19 protein-coding genes and 1 pseudogene are annotated in these 21,870 nt (G+C 54.1%); 13 read left to right on the top strand and 7 right to left on the bottom strand.

Annotated elements, in window-relative coordinates:
* Positions 1–111: 111 nt before the first annotated feature.
* From pstS to EPIR_RS17640, 7 genes are all read left to right on the top strand, one after another.
* Complete coding sequence (pstS, locus tag EPIR_RS17670) at positions 112–1,152, top strand: phosphate ABC transporter substrate-binding protein PstS (protein WP_048698046.1); 1,041 nt, start codon at positions 112–114, stop codon at positions 1,150–1,152.
* Positions 1,153–1,249: 97 nt separating this feature from the next.
* A complete protein-coding gene (gene pstC, locus EPIR_RS17665; protein ID WP_023656864.1) occupies positions 1,250–2,212 on the top strand; it encodes a phosphate ABC transporter permease PstC in 963 nt (320 codons plus the stop codon).
* A complete protein-coding gene (gene pstA / locus EPIR_RS17660; protein WP_023656863.1) occupies positions 2,209–3,096 on the top strand; it encodes a phosphate ABC transporter permease PstA in 888 nt (295 codons plus the stop codon). The genes pstC and pstA overlap by 4 nt, the downstream gene beginning before the upstream one ends.
* Before the next feature lie 43 nt (positions 3,097–3,139).
* Positions 3,140–3,910, top strand: a complete 771-nt coding sequence (gene pstB, locus EPIR_RS17655; RefSeq protein ID WP_023656862.1) for a phosphate ABC transporter ATP-binding protein PstB — start codon at positions 3,140–3,142, stop codon at positions 3,908–3,910.
* 17 nt (positions 3,911–3,927) lie between these two features.
* Complete coding sequence (phoU, locus tag EPIR_RS17650; RefSeq protein WP_023656861.1) at positions 3,928–4,662, top strand: phosphate signaling complex protein PhoU; 735 nt, start codon at positions 3,928–3,930, stop codon at positions 4,660–4,662.
* An 856-nt stretch (positions 4,663–5,518) separates the two neighbouring features.
* Positions 5,519–5,806, top strand: coding sequence for an IS1/IS1595 family N-terminal zinc-binding domain-containing protein (locus EPIR_RS17645; protein WP_023656860.1), 288 nt, complete (start codon positions 5,519–5,521; stop codon positions 5,804–5,806).
* A 251-nt stretch (positions 5,807–6,057) separates the two neighbouring features.
* On the top strand, positions 6,058–7,371 hold the full coding sequence (locus EPIR_RS17640) for an NCS2 family permease (protein WP_023656859.1): 1,314 nt from the start codon (positions 6,058–6,060) through the stop codon (positions 7,369–7,371).
* Positions 7,372–7,416: 45 nt separating this feature from the next.
* Here EPIR_RS17640 and EPIR_RS17635 read toward each other — a convergent pair whose 3' ends face one another.
* The 6 genes and pseudogenes from EPIR_RS17635 to rpmH all read right to left on the bottom strand — a co-directional run bounded on the left by EPIR_RS17635 (position 7,417) and on the right by rpmH (position 12,159).
* Positions 7,417–8,145, bottom strand: coding sequence for a 4'-phosphopantetheinyl transferase family protein (locus tag EPIR_RS17635; RefSeq protein ID WP_023656858.1), 729 nt, complete (start codon positions 8,143–8,145; stop codon positions 7,417–7,419).
* 157 nt (positions 8,146–8,302) lie between these two features.
* Positions 8,303–9,667, bottom strand: coding sequence for a tRNA uridine-5-carboxymethylaminomethyl(34) synthesis GTPase MnmE (mnmE, locus tag EPIR_RS17630; protein WP_048698044.1), 1,365 nt, complete (start codon positions 9,665–9,667; stop codon positions 8,303–8,305).
* Between the two features lie 103 nt (positions 9,668–9,770).
* Complete coding sequence (gene yidC, locus EPIR_RS17625) at positions 9,771–11,417, bottom strand: membrane protein insertase YidC (protein ID WP_023656856.1); 1,647 nt, start codon at positions 11,415–11,417, stop codon at positions 9,771–9,773.
* A gap of 2 nt (positions 11,418–11,419) precedes the next feature.
* Positions 11,420–11,678 (bottom strand): annotated as a pseudogene (gene yidD, locus EPIR_RS18500) (membrane protein insertion efficiency factor YidD).
* A complete protein-coding gene (gene rnpA, locus EPIR_RS17620; protein ID WP_023656854.1) occupies positions 11,642–12,001 on the bottom strand; it encodes a ribonuclease P protein component in 360 nt (119 codons plus the stop codon). Before rnpA ends, yidD begins: the two are co-directional and overlap by 37 nt.
* A 17-nt stretch (positions 12,002–12,018) precedes the next feature.
* Positions 12,019–12,159: a 50S ribosomal protein L34 gene (gene rpmH / locus EPIR_RS17615; protein ID WP_003023858.1), complete on the bottom strand. Its 141-nt coding sequence runs from the start codon at positions 12,157–12,159 to the stop codon at positions 12,019–12,021.
* Positions 12,160–12,786: 627 nt separating this feature from the next.
* Between rpmH and dnaA the strand changes: the two genes are divergently transcribed.
* The 6 genes from dnaA (at position 12,787) to EPIR_RS17585 (ending at position 21,474) form a co-directional block, all read left to right on the top strand.
* Positions 12,787–14,178, top strand: a complete 1,392-nt coding sequence (gene dnaA, locus EPIR_RS17610) for a chromosomal replication initiator protein DnaA (protein ID WP_023656852.1) — start codon at positions 12,787–12,789, stop codon at positions 14,176–14,178.
* A gap of 2 nt (positions 14,179–14,180) precedes the next feature.
* On the top strand, positions 14,181–15,281 hold the full coding sequence (gene dnaN, locus EPIR_RS17605) for a DNA polymerase III subunit beta (protein ID WP_023656851.1): 1,101 nt from the start codon (positions 14,181–14,183) through the stop codon (positions 15,279–15,281).
* 79 nt (positions 15,282–15,360) lie between these two features.
* Positions 15,361–16,446: a DNA replication/repair protein RecF gene (gene recF, locus EPIR_RS17600; RefSeq protein ID WP_023656850.1), complete on the top strand. Its 1,086-nt coding sequence runs from the start codon at positions 15,361–15,363 to the stop codon at positions 16,444–16,446.
* Between the two features lie 17 nt (positions 16,447–16,463).
* Entirely contained in the window at positions 16,464–18,872 is a 2,409-nt protein-coding gene (gene gyrB / locus EPIR_RS17595) for a DNA topoisomerase (ATP-hydrolyzing) subunit B (RefSeq protein ID WP_023656849.1), read from the top strand.
* A gap of 446 nt (positions 18,873–19,318) precedes the next feature.
* A complete protein-coding gene (yidA, locus tag EPIR_RS17590) occupies positions 19,319–20,128 on the top strand; it encodes a sugar-phosphatase (protein WP_023656848.1) in 810 nt (269 codons plus the stop codon).
* A 77-nt stretch (positions 20,129–20,205) separates the two neighbouring features.
* The gene (locus tag EPIR_RS17585; protein ID WP_023656847.1) at positions 20,206–21,474 is read left to right on the top strand and encodes a YidR family protein; all 1,269 of its coding nucleotides are present in this window, start codon (positions 20,206–20,208) and stop codon (positions 21,472–21,474) included.
* On the opposite strand, the gene EPIR_RS17580 is transcribed toward EPIR_RS17585, so the two are convergent.
* Positions 21,455–21,817 (bottom strand): YceK/YidQ family lipoprotein, encoded by a 363-nt coding sequence (locus tag EPIR_RS17580; RefSeq protein WP_023656846.1) that lies wholly within the window; start codon positions 21,815–21,817, stop codon positions 21,455–21,457. The genes EPIR_RS17585 and EPIR_RS17580 overlap by 20 nt on opposite strands.
* Positions 21,818–21,870: the final 53 nt, after the last annotated feature.

Below are 21,870 nucleotides of genomic sequence, written 5' to 3'. Positions count from 1 at the left end.
CATATTAGCGACATTTTACTGTCACCAAACTGTCCTATTTTGCCTTCAGCAGCAATAATTAATCATACGAACACGGTAACCGACCTGACTTTATTATCCCGTGGAGGGAATATGACTTTGATGCACAAAACCCTGGCTCAATGCGTTGCGTTAACCCTTTCTCTGAGCGCCGTATCTGCGATGGCGGCAACCAATCTGACCGGTGCTGGCGGCACCTTCCCGGCACCGGTTTATAATAAGTGGGCGGCAGAGTACAACACCGCTACGGGTAGCCAGGTTAACTATCAGGGTATCGGTTCTTCCGGCGGCGTGAAGCAAATTATTGCTAAAACCGTCGATTTCGGCGCATCAGATGCGCCGATGAAAGATGAAGATTTAGCCAAAAATGGCCTGTTCCAGTTCCCGACGGTGATCGGTGGGGTGGTACTGGCGGTGAATATCCCGGGTATTCAATCCGGTCAGCTCACGCTGGATGGTAAAACCGTGGGTGATATCTACCTCGGCACCATCAAGAAGTGGAACGATCCGGCGATCGCTAAACTGAACCCGGGCGTGAAGCTGCCAGATTCTAATATCAACGTGGTGCGCCGCGCTGATGGTTCCGGTACGTCATTTGTCTTCACCAGCTATCTGTCTAAAGTGAACGAAGACTGGAGCAGCAAAGTTGGGAAAGGCAGTACCGTTAACTGGCCGGTAGGCTTGGGTGGTAAGGGCAATGACGGCGTGGCCGCATTCGTACAACGTCTGCCCGGCTCTATCGGTTATGTCGAATACGCGTATGCGAAACAGAACAGCCTTGCTTATACCAAACTGGTCGATGCGGATGGTAAAGCGATTGCACCGAGCGAAAAAAGCTTCAGTGATGCGGCTAAAGGCGCTGACTGGAGCACCTCGTTCGCGCAGGATCTGACCTACCAGAAAGGGGACAATGCGTGGCCAATCACTTCAACCACCTTTATTCTGGTACATAAAGAGCAGGCTAATGCAGAGAAAGGCGCAGCGGTGCTGAAGTTCTTTGACTGGGCTTACAAAAACGGCGGCAAAACCACCACGGCTCTCGACTACGCGTCACTGCCGGATTCTGTGGTAGAACAAATTCGCGCCGCCTGGAAAACCAACGTGAAAGACAGCTCAGGTAACGCGTTGTACTAATTGCTTAAAACGCCACATTAAATGTGGCGCAGGTAACCCGTGCGGGCAAGGCTTGCCTTGCCCGCGATGTATCAGCTGTAACCGACTCGAGAATTCTATGGCTGCAACCAAGCCGACATTTAAGGCCCCTGGGAAACAGGGCGACATCATCTTCAGCGCGCTGGTGAAACTGGCTGCGCTGATTGTGCTGTTGCTGCTCGGCGGCATCATCGTTTCCCTGCTGATCTCCTCATGGCCGAGCATTCAGAAATTTGGCTTCTCGTTCCTGTGGAATAAAGAGTGGGATGCGCCGAACGAACAGTTTGGTGCGCTGGTGCCGATCTACGGCACTGTCGTCACCTCGATTATTGCCCTGCTGATCGCCGTTCCGGTCAGTTTTGGCATCGCCCTATTCCTGACTGAACTGGCTCCGGGCTGGCTGCGCCGTCCGCTGGGCGTTGCCATCGAACTGCTGGCGGCTATCCCCAGCATTGTCTATGGCATGTGGGGGCTGTTTATTTTTGCTCCGCTGTTTGCCACCTGGTTCCAGCAGCCGGTCGGCGAGGTGCTGGCCAACGTGCCGATTGTCGGTGCGTTGTTCTCCGGCCCGGCTTTTGGTATCGGTATTCTCGCCGCCGGGATTATCTTGGCGATAATGATTATTCCTTATATCGCTTCGGTGATGCGTGACGTATTCGAACAGACGCCGGTGATGATGAAAGAGTCGGCTTACGGCATTGGATGCACCACCTGGGAAGTTATCTGGCGGATTGTTCTGCCGTTCACCAAAAACGGGGTGATTGGCGGGGTGATGTTGGGGCTGGGGCGTGCGCTGGGTGAAACGATGGCGGTCACCTTTATTATTGGTAACACCTACCAGCTCGACAGCGCCTCACTGTTTATGCCCGGCAACAGCATTACCTCGGCGCTGGCTAACGAATTTGCCGAAGCTGAGTCCGGCGTGCATACCGCCGCGCTGATGGAACTGGGGCTGATCCTGTTTGTCATCACCTTTATCGTGTTGGCCTGTTCCAAACTGATGATCCTGCGCCTGGCGAAAAGTGAAGGAGCACGCTCATGACCACCATTGAACTACAGGCGCACGATGCGTTGCTCGCCTCACGCCGTAAAATGCAGGCATGGCGGCGGCTGAAAAACCGCATTGCCCTCACTCTGTCATTACTAACGATGGCCTTTGGTCTGTTTTGGCTGGTTTGGATCCTGTTTTCTACCGTAACGCGCGGCATGGATGGTATGTCGCTGGCGCTGTTTACCGAAAACACGCCGCCGCCGAATACGGCAGGCGGCGGTCTGGCCAATGCCCTGGCGGGCAGCGGCCTGCTGATCTTCTGGGCCACGGCGGTCGGTACGCCGCTTGGCATTATGGCGGGCATCTACCTGGCCGAATACGGGCGCAAGTCCTGGCTGGCCGAAACGATCCGCTTTATCAACGATATTCTGCTGTCGGCCCCTTCGATTGTGGTCGGGCTGTTTGTGTACACCGTGGTGGTGGCCCAGATGCAGCACTTTTCCGGCTGGGCCGGGATGATCGCGTTGGCGCTGTTACAGATCCCGATTGTTATCCGTACCACTGAAAATATGTTGAAGCTGGTACCGGACAGCCTGCGTGAGGCGGCCTACGCGCTGGGAACGCCGAAATGGAAGATGATTTCGGCTATTACCCTGAAAGCATCGGTCTCTGGAATTTTGACCGGCGTGTTGCTGGCGATAGCCCGTATTGCCGGGGAAACGGCTCCGCTGCTGTTTACCTCGCTGTCGAATCAGTTCTGGAGCACCGACATGATGCAGCCGCTGGCTAACCTGCCGGTGACTATCTTCAAGTTCGCCATGAGCCCGTTTGCCGAATGGCAGAGTCTGGCCTGGGCGGGCGTGCTGATTATTACTCTGTGCGTGCTGTTACTGAACATTCTGGCACGCGTTGTCTTCGCCAAAAGCAAACATTAATTGAGCCGTGCATCGCAGACGGCGCGGACTAAGTGAGATAAAAATGGTTGATAATACTTCCGCACAGACAATTCAGGTTCGCGATTTGAATTTCTATTACGGAAAATTCCATGCGCTGAAAAACATCAATCTGGATATTGCCAAGAATCAGGTGACGGCGTTTATCGGGCCATCCGGCTGTGGCAAATCCACCCTGTTGCGCACCTTTAATAAGATGTTTTCGCTGTATCCCGATCAGCGGGCGGAAGGGGAGATATTGCTGGATGGTGAAAATATTTTGACCGCCAGCCAGGATATTGCTCTGCTGCGTGCGCGCGTAGGAATGGTGTTCCAGAAGCCAACGCCGTTCCCGATGTCAATTTATGACAATATCGCTTTCGGCGTGCGCCTGTTTGAAAAGCTGTCGCGTGCCGATATGGATGAACGTGTGCAGTGGGCGCTAACGAAAGCGGCGCTGTGGACGGAAACCAAAGATAAGCTGCATCAGAGTGGTTACAGTCTTTCCGGTGGTCAGCAGCAGCGTCTTTGCATCGCGCGCGGTGTCGCGATCCGTCCGGAAGTTCTACTGCTGGATGAGCCCTGTTCGGCGCTCGACCCGATTTCAACCGGGCGCATCGAAGAGCTGATTACCGAACTAAAACAGGATTACACGGTGGTGATCGTGACTCATAATATGCAACAGGCAGCCCGTTGCTCCGACCGTACGGCGTTTATGTACCTCGGCGAACTGATTGAGTACAGCGAGACCGATATGCTGTTCACCACCCCACAACGGAAGCAGACTGAAGACTATATCACCGGTCGCTACGGTTGATATGGCGGGAGAAAATAATGGATAGCCTGAATCTGAACAAACATATCTCCGGCCAGTTCAACGCCGAGCTGGAGCACATCCGCACCCAAGTGTTGACCATGGGCGGCATGGTGGAACAGCAGTTAACGGATGCGATCGTCGCGATGCACAATCAGGATGCAGAGCTGGCCAATAAGGTGATCGAAGGTGACCAGCAGGTCAATATGATGGAAGTGGATATTGATGAAGCCTGCGTGCGCATCATCGCCAAGCGCCAGCCAACGGCCAGCGACCTGCGTCTGGTGATGGCGATCATCAAAACCATCTCTGAACTGGAGCGCATTGGCGATGTGGCGGAGAAGATTAGCCGCACCGCGCTGGAGAAGTTTTCCCAGCAGCATCAGCCTCTGCTGGTGAGCCTGGAGTCACTGGGACGTCATACCATTCAAATGCTGCACGACGTGCTGGATGCTTTCGCGCGTATGGATCTTAACGCGGCGATAGAGATTTACCGCGAGGATAGAAAGGTTGATCAGGAGTATGAGGGCATTGTTCGCCAGCTGATGACCTATATGATGGAAGATCCACGAACCATCCCAAGCGTGCTGACGGCCCTGTTCTGCGCCCGCGCCATTGAGCGTATCGGCGACCGTTGTCAGAACATTTGCGAGATTATCTTTTACTTTATTAAAGGCCATGATTTCCGCCATGTCGGCGGCGACCAGCTGGATAAACTGCTGGCGGGTGATGGCCACGGCAGCAACCCCGCCTGACTCTCTCTGGCGTGCCGATCTCTGCGGCACGCCGTGCTTTCCCTGGCCTTTTCGTTTGAATACCTGACATCTGCAAACTTACCCTGTCAACGCCTTCTGCCGCCAGGCGCAGGGTGACGCCGGTTAAAGCAACGATCGCTGCCTTTCCTGTGCTGACAGGTTCAGCACAGCAACACTGTCCCTATCCATCTCCGCGATCCCCCGCCATATTTGGCCTGCCATATTGTTGCCTGATGGATACCAACCCCGTCCACTCCTTGCGAAGTCGGTGTTAAATAAAAAAGGAGTAAGGAAATTCCTGTTTTATTTCGTCCTTATTTGACTTCTGAAATAAGCCTTTATCTTACTGTTTTTTGGCAGAATTCAAATAATCGCATTACTTTTTTATGCGACCTATTATTCCGAATAAATATAGCATTCGAGGTTTTTTTATTTATTTATGCCATGAGTTTTTATTTAACTCTGACTCACGCGTTTTCTCGCCCTTTTCGCGTTTTTTGTTTTTTACAACAAGTGAAGATATGGTTATTATTGTAAAATATTGTTATTTACGGCAAAGTTTAACTATTCTGATGTCGTTCGGCAGATGTGCCAATATTCCATTTTATGGATCGGCCACCGTCTTATCAGGGTGGAGAATAAGATAGCGCGGCCTACTATGCGTCATTGCTGATAACGCTTTACGTGCACAGGTTAGTGTCTGTCTCATATTGATAATATTTTTAGCGCCTTAACGGATATTTAATTATTTTGGAGATAGCTATTTCCCGTCTTTTCATTCTTTTTTAGAAAAGTGAAGGAAGGATAGTTCATGCTGTTTTTTTATCGTTAACGTTTCGCACCAGGAGTGATATGTATGGTCATGGGAGTTATTTCCTGTCCGCGTTGTAAAGAAAAAGTCAGGATACGTCGTAATGGACGTTCCGCTTCAGGTATACAACGCTATCGTTGCCAGAGTTGTCTGAAAACCTTCCAGCTTCATTTCTACTATGCAGGTTCCAGACCCGATATGCAGGGAACGGTAAGTGATATGAATAAAGAAGGTTTAGAAGAGAGAGATATTGCGCGTCAACTCGGCGTGAGCCTTGAAACCGTTCTGCGGCACCTGAAAGAGGTTAAACAGAATAAACCCGACTCAAAATGAGGCAGCCATCCGAAAATTGAGCTCAGGCCGGTTTCCCGGCCTGCCAACTTCAGCCTTTCGTTCTGGATGTCAGACCGCTGTTCTGGCTTTCATCCCTCTCCCCTCGGGCCATCGCGCTCACCTTTGGTGGTCGTCATAAGGTGCGTCCGCAGCGCAATCGGTTGCGAAAAAACCGGGTTATCAACATCCCAAAATCGCATTAATGAGTTAGGATAACCGTCGACAACTTTTCTCCGTTTTGGAATCACATAATGACGAATCCCGGTCTGTTACAACGGATTTTTAAACTACAGGAACATGGCACCACCGTGCGTACCGAGGTGATTGCCGGATTTACCACTTTTCTGACAATGGTATACATCGTCTTCGTTAACCCGCAGATCCTCGGCGTGGCGGGCATGGATACCCGGGCGGTGTTTGTCACGACCTGCCTGATAGCCGCGTTCGGCAGTATTCTGATGGGGCTGGTAGCCAATCTGCCCGTCGCGCTGGCTCCGGCAATGGGGCTAAACGCCTTCTTTGCTTTCGTGGTGGTTGGGGCGATGGGCATTTCCTGGCAGGTCGGCATGGGGGCCATCTTCTGGGGAGCCGTGGGCCTGCTGCTGCTGACCCTGTTCCGCGTGCGTTACTGGATGATAGCGAATATCCCGTTAAGCCTGCGCGTAGGGATCACGGCCGGTATTGGTCTGTTTATCGCCCTGATGGGGCTGAAGAATACGGGCATCATCGTGCCAAGTGAAGCCACGCTGGTGACCGTTGGTAATTTGACATCGCATAGCGTGCTGTTGGGCGCGCTGGGCTTCTTTATTATCGCCGTTCTGGCATCACGTAATATTCATGCGGCGGTTCTGGTATCGATTGTCGTCACGACGGCAATTGGACTGGCCATTGGCGATGTTAAGTTCACCGGTATTTTCTCCGCACCCCCTGCTGTCACGTCGGTGCTGGGCCAGGTTAATCTGAAGGACTCGCTAAATGTAGGAATGGCGGGGATCATCTTCTCCTTTATGCTGGTTAACCTGTTCGACTCTTCTGGCACGCTTATTGGCGTGACGGATAAAGCGGGCTTGAGTGATGAAAAAGGCACTTTCCCGCGCATGAAACAGGCGCTGTATGTCGACAGTATCAGCTCTGTGGCAGGTTCATTTATCGGAACGTCTTCGGTGACGGCCTATATCGAAAGCTCTTCCGGCGTATCCATTGGAGGCCGCACGGGCTTGATGGCGGTAGTGACCGGCCTGTTGTTCCTTCTGGTAATGTTCCTCTCTCCACTGGCCGCTATGGTGCCTGCCTATGCGGCGGCTGGCGCGTTAATCTATGTGGGTGTGTTGATGACATCGAGCCTGGCGCGCGTGAAATGGGACGATCTGACCGAAGCGGTGCCGGCCTTTGTCACTGCGGTGATGATGCCATTCAGTTTTTCAATTACTGAAGGTATCGCGCTGGGGTTCATCTCTTATTGCGTGATGAAACTGGGCACCGGGCGCTGGCGCGAAATCAGCCCCTGTGTCGTGGTGGTGGCGCTGCTTTTTGTCGCAAAAATTGTGTTTATTGACGCGCATTAATCCGTGCGGGTGGCTATGCCACCCGCATTCTCTGCGGTGATGTCGCTATCTTTCTACCGGCAGGCTGGTCAGGCGCAGCGTGCAGGGCCCCATATTTTGCGCACGCAGGTTAATCTCTCGCAGCGGCTCCAGGCCGTTATCTTCGTTATATTCCCACAAACTTAATCTCTCATCCCCCGGCGAAAGCGCACAGGACCAGACCAGTAAAGGTTCAACGTCACAGAAAGCCTGAATGCCCGGTCTGTTGACGGAACGAAGCCTGCCAGATGCGGGATGCAGCTGAAGTGAGCCTTCACTATTGACACCTTCATCGGTCATCTTGAGAATGCTTTGACGCAGCGTCCACAGTTGAGTTGAAGCCTCAATGGCGTCATTCTGCGCATGGATCCACGCTTTTTCCCCCGAGGAGAGATACTCAAAATGGCTTTCCAGCGTTTGCCGACTGTGCGCCCGAACCATCTCTATATCCAGCCCGGCATGTTCTCCTTCCTCGGCTAACAGTACCCCAACCACATTTCCGGCATAGGCAAAGCTGAAGTCAGGTAAGTCAGGGTCAGAAAAACGTGGGCGGCCGTTGCTGCTGGCAATCATGCCGGGAAGTTTCGGGATGCCATAGATCTTGAACATCAGTTCAGCGAGCAGGGTGCGGGCTGCCAGAAAGCGCGTACGCCGTCTCTCATTAAAAAGCGAAGCATTTTCAATGATTTGTTGCGGGATGCGGTGAACCTTAGGTCTGCTTTGGGCGAGTGCCCAGCGTGCAAAATGACTTGCCATCTGTCGCTCCATGAAAATGGTCGGATAATCATCCCAGTGATTGTAGGAATTTTCCGAACTTTTTTCATCTGGATTCCATGTATTGGCGTATTTTCAGATTTTAGGCATCTCACGATTTTCGTTTTCCGGTGGGATAGCGCTTATCCCACCGGTACGCTTATTTTCCAATACAGAAACTGGAGAAAATCCGCCCCAGCAGATCGTCGGAGCTGAATTCGCCGGTGATCTCACTGAGTGCCTGCTGCGCCAGACGCAGTTCTTCCGCCAGCAACTCCCCAGCCCAGGCGGCCAGCAGCTGATGTTTTCCCTGATCCAGGTGAGTAGCCGCTAACTCGAGAGCCTGCAAATGGCGGCGACGGGCCAGGAAGCCTCCCTCCATATTGCCGGAAAAGCCCATGCTTGATTTTAAATGGTCGCGCAGGTTTTCAATCCCTTCGCCGGTACGTGCCGACAGGCGGATAAGTGAGTGACCATTTACTTCTTCAACGCCCCTTGTTTCACCTGTGATATCCGCTTTATTGCGTACCACGGTAACCGGTAATGTCTCCGGCAGCCGGGCAATAAAGTCAGGCCAAATCTCTGCGGGATCGGTGGCATCCGTGGTGGTTCCATCGACCATAAACAGTACATGATCCGCCTGTTCAATCTCATGCCACGCACGCTCAATACCAATGCGTTCGACTTCATCGCTGGCTTCGCGCAGTCCGGCGGTATCAATGATATGCAGCGGCATACCATCGATATGGATATGTTCACGCAGCACATCACGCGTTGTCCCTGCAATATCGGTGACAATGGCGGCTTCGCGCCCGGCGAGCGCGTTCAGCAGGCTGGATTTCCCCGCGTTGGGCCGCCCGGCAATCACCACTTTCATCCCTTCACGCAGCAGGCTCCCCTGGCGTGCTTCACCGCGCACTGCGTTGAGATCGGTAATGACCTGGTGAAGTTGCGCCTCTATTTTGCCATCCGACAGGAAGTCGATTTCTTCATCTGGGAAGTCGATCGCCGCTTCCACGTATATCCGCAGGTGAGTGAGTGCTTCCACAAGATGGTTAACGCGGGTGGAGAAAACGCCCTGTAATGAGTTGACCGCTGAGCGTGCCGCCTGTTCTGAACTGGCATCTATCAGGTCGGCAATGGCCTCTGCCTGGGCCAGGTCTAACTTGTCATTGAGGAAAGCGCGCTCGGAGAACTCACCAGGGTTAGCAATACGTAGCCCGGGTAGTGACAGGATGCGCTTCAGCAGCAGATCGAGGATCACCGGCCCACCGTGGCCCTGCAATTCCAGCACGTCCTCGCCGGTAAAGGAGTTCGGGCCGGGAAACCACAGCGCAATTCCCTGATCGAGGGTGCTACCGTCCGCATCGCGGAACGGCAGATAGTCGGCGTAGCGCGGTTTTGGCAGTTTACCCAGCAGTAGCTGCGCAACCCCGGCGGCCTGGCTGCCGGAAACACGCAGGATGCCGACGCCGCCACGCCCCGGCGGCGTCGCCTGAGCGACGATGGTATCGCTATGGTTCATGTTGAATTCTCTTTTCATGCAAAAAAATAAGGCGGTCAATTGACCGCCTTATAATAGACATCGTGCCTGGTTTTAGCACGGATTGCGGTGATTCGTTGCCGAATTACGCCTTTTTCTTGTCGCGGCTATGCAGGCCACGTTTTTCCAACCCGCGATAAATCAGCTGCTGCTGAAGGATGGTGACCAGGTTGCTGACGATGTAGTACAGCACCAGACCTGACGGGAACCACAGGAAGAAGACGGTGAAAATCACCGGCATAAAGGTCATGATCTTCTGCTGCATCGGGTCGGTCACGGTGGTCGGAGACATCTTCTGAATGAAGAACATCGTCACGCCCATCAGGATCGGCAGGATGTAGTACGGGTCTTGTGCAGCAAGGTCATGGATCCACAGAGCAAACGGCGCATGACGCAGTTCCACCGAGCCCATCAGCATGTAATAGAGGGCAAGGAAGATCGGCATTTGGATAACCAGCGGCAGACAGCCGCCCAGCGGGTTCACTTTCTCTGCCTTGTACAGCGCCATCATTTCCTGGCTCATACGCTGCTTATCATCACCTAAACGCTCACGCATTGCCTGAATTTTAGGCTGAAGCATGCGCATTTTTGCCATTGAGGTGTACTGCGCTTTGGTCAGCGGATACATGATGCCGCGCACGATAAAGGTGATAACGATAATTGAGAAGCCCCAGTTACCGATAAAGCCGTGCAGGAATTTCAGCAGCTTAAATAGCGGCTGCGAGATAAACCACAGCCAGCCATAATCCACGGTCAGATCAAGATGTGGCGCAACCGCCGCCATTTTGTCCTGAATTTCCGGGCCAACCCATAGCGTGGCTGCCAGCTGCTGCTGGGAACCTGCGGCAACGATCACCGGTGCAGATTTATAACCGATAGCGGCAATGCCATTACCCAGATTGCTGGTGTAAAGGGAGTTGCTGCCCGCAGTCTGCGGAACCCATGCGGTGGCGAAATACTGTTGCAGCATCGCGACCCAACCATTGTTGGTGGTGGCGCTGAGGTTTTCGTTATCGCTGATTTTGTCGAATTTGTACTTCTCGTAGTTGGTCTCACTGCTGGAGTAAGCCGCACCACGGAAAGTATGCAGGGCAAAGTTGCTGCTGCCGGTATCGCGATGCTTCGGCAGATCGATTGTCTGCTTCAGCTGACCAAACATCGATACTTCCAGCGGCTGCTGGGTGGTGTTGTTGATCTGATAATCAACGCTGATAGCATACTCACCGCGCTTCAGGACGAAAGTCTTGGTGTAGGTGACGCCATTTTCAGCAGTAAAGGTCAGCGGGATACGCAACTCGCTCTGGCCATTAGCCAGTTCGAAATGATCCTGGCCGCTGGTATAAAGAGGACGTGCGCCGTTGGCTGGGTTATCCGGGCCGTTACGACCGGTCAGGCCGCTCTGCGCCTGATACAGGAAGCCTGGGGTGGATTCCAGCAGCAGGAAAGGCTGGTCCGAGCCCAGTTTGTCCGGGTAGGTCAGCAGCTGAGCCTGATCAATGTCGCCACCGCGCGTATTGATGTTTAAAGACAGGACATCGGTCTTAACGGTGATCGTTTTGCCCTGGCCGCTGGCAGGTACACCCTGATTGGCGGCATCACCTGCTGCGCTGGTCGTGTTCTGTGTGGTCTGGGTTTGCAGTGGCTGCGGAGCGTTATCCGTCTGCCAGGCTTGCCAGATCATAAAAGACACGAACAGAAAAGCGATGAGGAAGAGATTGCGTTGCGAATCCATCGTTAATGTTCTCTGGTATCAATGGTTGTGTGGCGGCACCGGATCGTCGCCACCCGGGTTCAAGGGGTGGCATTTTAATATGCGTTTCATCGCCAACCAACTCCCTTTTACCATCCCGAACCGACGCAATGCTTCAATACCGTATTGCGAACAGCTGGGATGAAAACGGCAGTGGGGTCCTAACAGCGGACTGATAACGCGTTGATAGACGCGTATCAGCCCGATTAAGAGCCGCGAGCCAGGCGACAATGGCGACGCCATAATTTCTCCAACGCTTCCGTCAGTGCATGGTTGTCCAGCTCACCAATGCCCTTTTTCGCTACGATCACAAAATCCATCGACGGAAGTTCATGTTGACGCAGGCGAAAGCTTTCTCGGGTCAATCGCTTGATCCGATTGCGTTCATGCGCGCGTTTAACATGTTTTTTCGCGACGGTGAGACCGATGCGGGGATACCCCAGCGCGTTCAGGCGGCCGAGAATAGTAATTTGCGGCGTGCCAGCCCGTTGTGGCTGCTGGAAGACGAAAGTGAAGTGAGTGGGAGTTAACAAACGTAACTCCCTGGGAAATGCGAGCTTAACCACTCAGCGGTTAGCTTTTATTACTTAGAAACGGTCAGACGAGAACGGCCTTTAGCACGACGACGTGCCAGAACCTGACGACCATTTTTATTTGCCATACGAGCACGGAAACCGTGTGAACGGTTGCGCTTCAGTACGGACGGTTGAAAAGTGCGTTTCATGGCGATTTCTACCTAAACTTGAAAAATTTCACTTGTGACGCGTATCTGGCCCGAAAAAACGACCGACGCCTCAGTGTGTCTTTAATAAAGAGGCGGGATTGTAATAATTGTACAGTCCAGAGTCAATTTACTTCGTGTGTAAAGCGCATCCTGATTACCCGTAGTGAACCGAAAAATCATCCAAAAGGGCTATGGCGCACATGCCGGGGCAAGAATTATACGGCGTCCGCTAAAAAGCGCAAGGATCGCGCAGGATCTTAACGCGATCCGTCGACGTCATTTTGGCCATCTTAGCGAGCCGAACCGATTAATTTCACATATTGAAGACGATGCAGAGTGCCTTTTGCGCAAGGTGGCGTAAACTTATCCTCACGATCCGCACCTGTGGATAAATTGGATCAAAACTGTGTAGAAAGTGAAGATCTCTGCCGCGCTTTACGCTATGATCCGCCCTTCCGCTAGAGATCCTCCGGGTCGATCGTTCTCGAAAGCACCACAGATATCGGGTACGGGCGGAGTAACCGCGGATAGCGGTTCGCATGCGTCTCTTCGGCATGCGTCAACAATGATGAAATTATCGCTTCAGTACCTTTGTTACTTATCGAACTTTTTCGAGTGGAGTCCGCCGTGTCACTTACGCTTTGGCAACAGTGTCTTGCCCGCCTGCAGGATGAACTACCTGCCACCGAATTCAGCATGTGGATACGCCCCTTGCAGGCCGAGCTGAACGACAATACGCTGGCCTTGTATGCACCAAACCGTTTTGTGCTCGACTGGGTTAGGGATAAATACCTGAATAATATCAATGCCTTGCTCAATGAGTTCTGCGGGGCAAATGTGCCTTTGCTGCGTTTTGAAGTCGGCAGCAAGCCCGTCTCTCAGACTGTCAGTCAGCCGGTGATGGCCAGTGCGCATACCAGCGCACCCGGTGTGGTGAGCCGCCCGGCACCGACTCGTCCAAGCTGGGATAACGTGCCTGCTCTGGCAGAGCTTTCTTACCGCTCAAACGTCAATACCAAGCATAATTTCGACAACTTCGTTGAGGGTAAATCAAACCAGCTGGCGCGCGCGGCGGCACGTCAGGTGGCTGATAATCCCGGCGGGGCGTATAACCCCCTGTTCCTTTATGGCGGCACCGGTCTCGGTAAAACTCACCTGTTACATGCGGTGGGTAACGGGATTATGGCGCGCAAACCTAACGCGAAAGTGGTCTATATGCACTCCGAGCGTTTTGTGCAGGACATGGTTAAGGCGTTGCAGAATAACGCGATAGAAGAGTTCAAACGCTACTATCGCTCGGTTGATGCGCTGCTGATCGATGATATTCAGTTCTTTGCTAATAAAGAGCGATCGCAGGAAGAGTTTTTCCACACCTTCAATGCCCTGCTGGAAGGTAATCAGCAGATCATCCTGACCTCGGATCGTTATCCGAAAGAGATCAATGGCGTGGAAGATCGCCTGAAATCGCGCTTTGGTTGGGGATTGACGGTGGCGATCGAGCCACCGGAGCTGGAAACCCGCGTCGCGATCCTGATGAAGAAAGCCGATGAAAATGATATTCGTCTGCCGGGTGAAGTGGCCTTCTTTATTGCTAAACGCCTGCGCTCGAACGTGCGTGAACTGGAAGGGGCGCTGAATCGTGTGATCGCCAATGCCAACTTCACCGGTCGTGCCATTACCATCGATTTCGTGCGGGAAGCGTTGCGCGATCTGCTGGCGCTACAGGAGAAGCTGGTTACCATCGATAATATTCAGAAGACGGTGGCCGAATATTATAAAATTAAGGTGGCCGATCTGCTGTCGAAGCGCCGTTCGCGCTCGGTGGCCCGCCCACGCCAGATGGCGATGGCGATGGCCAAAGAATTGACCAACCACAGTCTGCCGGAAATCGGTGATGCTTTCGGGGGTCGTGATCATACCACGGTGCTACATGCCTGCCGTAAAATCGAGCAGCTGCGTGAAGAAAGTCACGACATTAAAGAAGATTTCTCAAATCTAATCAGAACATTATCTTCCTGACTATGAAATTTACTGTAGAACGTGAGCTGTTACTCAAGCCATTACAGCAGGTAAGTAGCCCGCTGGGTGGTCGTCCAACGCTGCCTATTCTTGGCAACCTGTTGTTACAGGTAACGGAAGGCACGCTGCTGCTGACCGGTACCGATTTGGAAATGGAAATGGTGGCCCGCGTTGCGCTGACGCAGGATCATCAGCCAGGCGCTACCACCGTGCCCGCGCGCAAGTTTTTTGATATCTGCCGTGGCCTGCCGGAAGGGGCCGAAATCGCGGTGATACTGGAAGGCGAAAGAATGCTGGTGCGCTCCGGTCGCAGCCGTTTTTCTCTGTCTACTCTGCCAGCCAGCGATTTCCCGAATCTCGATGACTGGCAGAGCGAGGTCGAGTTCACCTTGCCGCAGGCCACCATGAAGCGCCTGATCGAAGCCACCCAGTTCTCTATGGCGCATCAGGACGTGCGTTATTATCTGAACGGGATGCTGTTTGAGACCGAAGGTGACGAGCTACGCACCGTCGCCACCGATGGTCATCGTCTGGCGGTCTGTTCCATGCCGGTGGGACAGTCGCTGCCGAGCCATTCGGTGATCGTACCGCGTAAAGGCGTCATTGAGCTGGTACGCCTGCTGGACGGCGGTGACAGCCTGTTGCAGGTGCAGATCGGCAGCAATAACATTCGTGCGCACGTGGGTGACTTTATCTTCACTTCCAAGCTGGTAGACGGTCGTTTCCCTGATTATCGCCGCGTATTGCCGAAGAACCCGGATAAGACTCTCGATGCCAGTTGCGATCTGTTAAAGCAGGCTTTTTCCCGTGCGGCGATCCTCTCAAACGAGAAGTTCCGTGGCGTTCGCCTGTATATTAGCGAAAATCAGTTAAAAATTACCGCTAACAACCCGGAGCAGGAAGAAGCGGAAGAGATGCTGGATGTCACCTATGGCGGCACCGATCTCGAAATCGGTTTCAACGTCAGCTATGTACTGGACGTGTTAAACGCGCTGAAGTGCGAAAATGTGCGTCTGCTGCTGACCGATTCCGTTTCCAGCGTGCAGATCGAGGATGCGGCCAGTCAATCTGCCGCCTATGTCGTCATGCCGATGAGATTGTAATTTCCTGGCCTGTCGTCAACGCAGTCAATAAAAAACAAGGCGATGGTGTACCATCGCCTGTTTTGGGATTTCCTCCGCTATGGCTTTAACCCGCCTGCTTATCAAAGACTTCCGTAATATCGAAAACGCGGACCTGGCGCTGGCCCCGGGATTTAACTTCCTTGTCGGGCCGAACGGCAGCGGTAAAACCAGCGTGCTGGAAGCGATTTATACTCTCGGCCACGGCCGGGCGTTCCGCAGCTTGCAGGCTGGCCGGGTGATCCGTCATGAGCAGGATGCTTTTGTGTTACACGGGCGTATTGCCGGCGCTGAACGTGAAACCTCCGTCGGGCTGACGAAAAACCGCGCCGGTGACAGTAAGGTGCGTATCGACGGCAGCGACGGCCATAAAGTCGCCGAGCTGGCGCAGATGTTGCCCATGCAGCTGATTACGCCGGAAGGCTTTACCCTGCTGAACGGCGGGCCGAAATATCGCCGGGCCTATATCGACTGGGGCTGTTTTCATAACGAACCGGGTTTTTTTCATGCCTGGAGCAATTTGCGTCGATTGCTGAAGCAGCGCAATGCCGCGCTGCGCCAGGTCTCGCGCTACCAGCAGATCCGCGCCTGGGATCAGGAGCTGGCGCCGCTGGCGGAGCAGATAAGTCAGTGGCGTGCAGCCTATAGCGAAGCCATTGCGGCGGATATCAATGCCACCTGTGCACAGTTTCTGCCGGAGTTTCAGCTGAGCTTCTCTTTCCAGCGCGGCTGGGATAAAGAGAGTCATTACGCCGAGCTGCTGGAACGCAACTTTGAGCGCGATCGCGCGCTCACCTATACCGCCAGCGGCCCGCACAAAGCGGATTTCCGCATTCGTGCTGAGGGTACGCCGGTGGAAGATTTGCTGTCACGCGGCCAGTTAAAGCTGCTGATGTGCGCCCTGAGGCTGGCGCAGGGTGAGTTTCTCACCCGACAGAACGGGCGACGTTGCCTGTATCTGATAGATGATTTTGCCTCTGAGCTGGATGAAACGCGCCGCCACCTGTTGGCAGCGCGCTTAAAAGCCACTCAGGCCCAGGTTTTTGTCAGTGCCATTGCTGCGGAGCACGTCTTCGACATGACTGACGAAAAGGGCAAGATGTTCCACGTAGAACAAGGTAAAATAGCGGTTCAACCTGAAGATTAAACGAGCGAGAAAAGTTGATGTCGAATTCTTATGACTCCTCCAGTATCAAAGTTCTCAAGGGGCTGGATGCGGTACGCAAGCGCCCGGGTATGTATATCGGCGATACGGATGACGGCACCGGTCTGCATCACATGGTATTTGAGGTCGTGGATAACGCCATTGACGAAGCCCTCGCCGGTCACTGCTCCGATATTCTTGTCACTATTCATGCCGATAACTCTGTATCGGTACAGGATGACGGCCGTGGTATCCCTACCGGTATTCACGAAGAAGAGGGTATCTCTGCCGCTGAAGTGATCATGACCGTGCTGCATGCCGGCGGTAAGTTTGATGATAACTCCTATAAAGTTTCCGGCGGCCTGCATGGCGTGGGTGTTTCCGTGGTTAACGCCCTGTCGGAAAAACTGGAACTGACCATTCGTCGTGAAGGTAAAGTCCACCAGCAGATCTATGTGCACGGCGTACCACAGGCCGCGCTGAACGTCACCGGCGAAACCGATCTGACCGGAACGCGCGTGCGTTTCTGGCCAAGCCATCAGACGTTTACCAACGTTGTCGAATTTGAATACGAGATTCTGGCAAAACGCCTGCGTGAGCTGTCGTTCCTGAACTCTGGCGTCTCCATCAAGCTGGAAGATAAGCGTGACGGTAAAAACGACCATTATCACTACGAAGGCGGTATCAAAGCGTTCGTTGAGTATCTGAACAAAAACAAAACCCCGATCCACCCCAACGTGTTCTATTTCTCCACTGAGAAAGACGGTATCGGTGTGGAAGTGGCGCTGCAATGGAACGACGGTTTCCAGGAAAATATCTACTGCTTTACCAACAATATTCCGCAGCGCGACGGCGGCACGCACCTGGCGGGCTTCCGCGCCGCCATGACGCGTACCCTGAACGCCTATATGGATAAAGAAGGTTACAGCAAGAAGGCCAAAGTCAGCGCTACCGGTGACGATGCGCGTGAAGGTCTGATTGCGGTGGTATCGGTCAAAGTACCCGATCCAAAATTCTCCTCACAGACCAAAGACAAACTGGTCTCTTCTGAGGTGAAGTCGGCGGTTGAACAGCAGATGAATGAATTGCTGGCTGAATACCTGCTGGAACATCCGGGCGATGCGAAAATCGTGGTCGGAAAAATTATTGATGCGGCCCGCGCGCGTGAAGCGGCACGCCGTGCGCGCGAAATGACCCGTCGTAAAGGCGCGCTGGACTTGGCTGGGCTGCCGGGCAAGCTGGCCGACTGCCAGGAGCGTGACCCGGCGCTGTCTGAAATCTACCTGGTGGAGGGTGACTCCGCCGGTGGTTCTGCCAAACAGGGCCGCAACCGTAAAAATCAGGCCATCCTGCCGTTGAAAGGTAAAATTCTCAACGTGGAGAAAGCGCGCTTCGACAAAATGCTGGCTTCGCAGGAAGTGGCAACGCTGATTACCGCACTGGGCTGTGGCATTGGTCGCGACGAATACAACCCGGACAAACTGCGCTATCACAGCATTATTATCATGACCGATGCGGACGTTGATGGCTCACATATCCGTACCCTGCTGCTGACCTTCTTCTATCGCCAGATGCCGGAAATCATCGAGCGCGGCCATGTCTATATTGCGCAGCCGCCGCTGTACAAGGTGAAAAAAGGCAAGCAGGAACAGTACATCAAAGATGATGAGGCGATGGATCAGTACCAAATTGCCATCGCGCTTGATGGTGCCACCCTGCACGCCAATGATAGCGCACCGGCGCTGGGCGGCAAGCCACTGGAAGACCTGGTGTCGGAGTTCAACAGCACGCGCAAGATGATCAAACGTATGGAGCGCCGCTATCCGATGGCGCTGCTGAATGCGCTGATTTATCACGCTACGCTGAGTGACGTATCGGCAGAAGCGCCGGTACAGAACTGGCTGGACGGCTTGGTGAAGTATCTTAACGATAACGATCAGCACGGCAGCAGCTACAGCGGCGTGGTGCGTGAGAATCGCGAACTGCATCTCTTTGAGCCGGTATTGCGCGTGCGCACGCACGGTGTGGATACCGATTATCCGCTGGATAACGAATTTGTCCTCGGTGGCGAATACCGCAAAATCTGTGCGCTTGGCGAACAGCTGCGTGGCCTGATTGAAGAGGATGCATATATTGAGCGTGGCGAACGTCGTCAGCCGATTGCCAGCTTTGAGCAGGCGATTGACTGGTTAGGCAAAGAGTCGCGCCGTGGTCTGTCGGTTCAGCGCTACAAAGGTTTGGGGGAAATGAACCCGGAGCAGCTGTGGGAAACCACGATGGACCCGGACAGCCGCCGTATGCTGCGCGTCACCATTAGAGACGCCGTTGCAGCCGATCAGCTGTTCACCACGCTGATGGGTGATGCGGTAGAACCTCGTCGCGCCTTTATTGAAGAAAACGCCCTGCGCGCCGCCAATATCGATATCTGATCCCGTTCGGGAAAATCCGGCAACGCCAGCGTTGCCGGATTGCTCCGTTGGTTACCCGCAGATCGCGTCACTTCAGGTCTGATAAGGTTACCTCACCCACGCAATATCTCCCTTCATTCCCGGCTTTGCTTCCCCTTCGGTGGATTTTTTTTCTGCGACAGGTCAGGTATTTTACGAAAGGGCAGCTTCCTCACGTCTGCATTCCCACGTCTTTGTTTACCCTTACCTGTTGGCCAAAAAATGAGAACATCGGCGAGGATATCCAGTAACCCATTCATAGCAGAGTAACCCCTGTCGATTTTCAGTGACGGATGCTGATAGTAACAGACACTGCGCTCTCTCAATTGAGCAGATGATTGCTGCATCAAGCTTTCGCACACTCCGGCTGGTCAATGTGAGCTGAATCGCGCTAGCATGAAGAGACACTGTTAGCGAACGAGGATGGTATGGCGATTAAACTGATTGCGATTGATATGGACGGCACGCTGCTTAATCCGCAGCATGAGGTGACGCCACGGGTGAAGCAGGCGATTCAGACGGCGCGTGATAAAGGCGTTGCGGTTGTCCTTGCCACCGGACGGCCGTTTATTGGCGTACAGCGCTATTTGCAGGAGCTGGGCTTGCAGCAGAAAGGTCAGTACTGCATTACGAATAATGGCGCGCTGGTGCAGCAGGCGGCTGACGGCGAATGTGTGGCGGAAGTGGCGCTCACCTTCGAGGATTATCTCTACTTTGAACAGCTGTCACGTTCGCTGGGCGTGCATTTCCAGGCGTTAAGCAAAACCGAGCTGTTCACCCCCAATAAGGATATCAGCGAGTATACCGTCCATGAGTCGTGGATGACCGGTATCCCCCTGCGCCACCGCAGCGTCAGTGAAATGGATCGCAACCTGACCTTCCCGAAGGTGATGATGATCGATCCTCCTGAACTGCTGGACGCGGCCATTGCCCGCATTCCGCACGAAGCGTTACAGCGCTATACCATTATGAAAAGTTCGCCTTACTACCTCGAAATTCTCGACAAGCGGGTGAATAAAGGGGCGGGCGTACGGCTGCTGGCAGAGCGACTGAAACTTTCCAGCAACGAGGTGATGGCGATTGGCGATCAGGAAAACGACCTGGCGATGCTGGAATATGCCGGTACCGGCGTGGCGATGGGCAATGGCATTGAAAAGGTGAAAGCCGTGGCGCAGTTTGTCACCAAAACCAACGCAGAAGACGGTGTTGCCTGGGCGATTGAGAAGTTCGTCCTTTAATCCGCCGCATCGCTGACTGATACCATCATTGCCATGAATGGATTACCCTTAGCAAAACTGTGCTAAGGGTGTTTCCGATGAAAGAAAAGCAGCTTACTTTTGCGCCGCGCCATCATCAGCTTACCAATATTAACGTCTGGACCGCCGACAGTCAGTGGCTGGTTTACGATGTGCGCCCCAACGGGGCCTCTTTTACCGGGCTGACCATTGAGCGGGTTGATATCGACAGTGGCAACACCGAGGTGCTGTATCAGGCACGCGACGGTGCCCATGTTGGTGTGGTCACTGCCAGCCCCGATCTGCCGCCGCGCTATGTGTTTATTCACGGCCCGGAACACCCGGACAACCACTGGCGCTATGACTTTCACCATCGCCGTGGCGTCATCGTGCGACAGGGCAGAGCCGAGAATCTTGACGCCTGTGATATCACTCCGCCCTATACCGCCGGTGCGCTGCGCGGGGGTTCCCATGTGCATGTCTTCAGCCCGGACGGATCGCGTCTGAGCTTTACCTATAACGATCATGTGATGCATGAGTGGGATGTGAAGCAGGATTTGCGCAACGTGGGGATCGCGCTACCGCTGCGTGCGGTCTGTCCGCCAAAAACACATCCGCGAGAATACGACGGCAGCCACTATTGCGTGCTGGTCAGCCGCACCACGGCCACGCCGCAGCCGGGCAGCGACGACATTAACCGCGCTTATGAAGAAGGCTGGGTGGGCAACCAGGGCTATCTGCGTGCCGATGGCAGCCGCCAACGCTGGGCGCTGGCGTTTATCGGCGACACGCTCTCCGCCAGCGGGGAGAAAGTGGCAGAAGTGTTTATCGTCGACCTGCCGGAGAAAAACGCGGATTATGCCGTGCCGGGTGAAGCGCCACTGGAAGGAACGACGATGACGTTGCCTGCACCACCCGCCGGAGTCAAACAGAAGCGCCTGACTTATACAGACCAAAGAGCTTATCCTGGTCTGGCGACAACGCCACGCCACTGGTTGCGCAGTTCGCCCGACGGAAGCGCAATTGCGTTTCTGATGAAGGATGACGCGGGATGGGTACAGCTATGGACCGTTTCGCCGCTGGGAGGGGCGCCCCGTCAGGTGACGCGCTGCGCCAGTGATATTCAGTCAGCGTTTAGCTGGCATCCCGACGGTCGCCGTCTGGCATTTGTGTATGACAACAGCATTACCCTCTGCGACGTTGCCAGCGGAACGCTGCGCGAAATCGGCGACCGCAGAGACGTGCCCCCGGTCGCCGATGCGGTGGTGTTTTCCCCGGATGGAAGGCGGGTGGCATTTATGCGCGACTGCGCTGATTACCGTCAGATATTTACGGCGCAGGTTGACTAGCCGCAGCCGGAGCGATCGTCTGCGTCATCACCGCGTCCGTGTGGTTAGCCTGCTCGCTACGGCGCACGCGTTCGCCAGGCGAATCGTGATCGCCAGAAGTCACATAATCGACCGGCAACAGCAGCGTATCGAGTACGGCGGAGAAAGGCAGGTCGATCGCCGCCATTGGCCACATGACCCAGCTGCTGTTCTTATCGGTCAGAACGGCTGCGCTGGCTCGCGTTCCGGGATAGTAGCCCGTATTCGGGCCGGTGTGCGCCATCATACTTGAGCAGCCGCTGGTGATAACCAGAGACAAACAGGCCAAAACGCCGGCAATGTGGCAACACTGAAATGCTTTCATCTTTATGATCCCTTTAGTCACGACAAGTCCGGCTTAGCATGATTGCCAGCTTA

The sequence above is a fragment of the Erwinia piriflorinigrans CFBP 5888 genome, from assembly GCF_001050515.1.
Taxonomy (GTDB): domain Bacteria; phylum Pseudomonadota; class Gammaproteobacteria; order Enterobacterales; family Enterobacteriaceae; genus Erwinia; species Erwinia piriflorinigrans.
The sequence above is the reverse complement of the archived record's forward strand: the minus strand, read 5'-3'. Positions and strand labels throughout refer to the sequence as shown.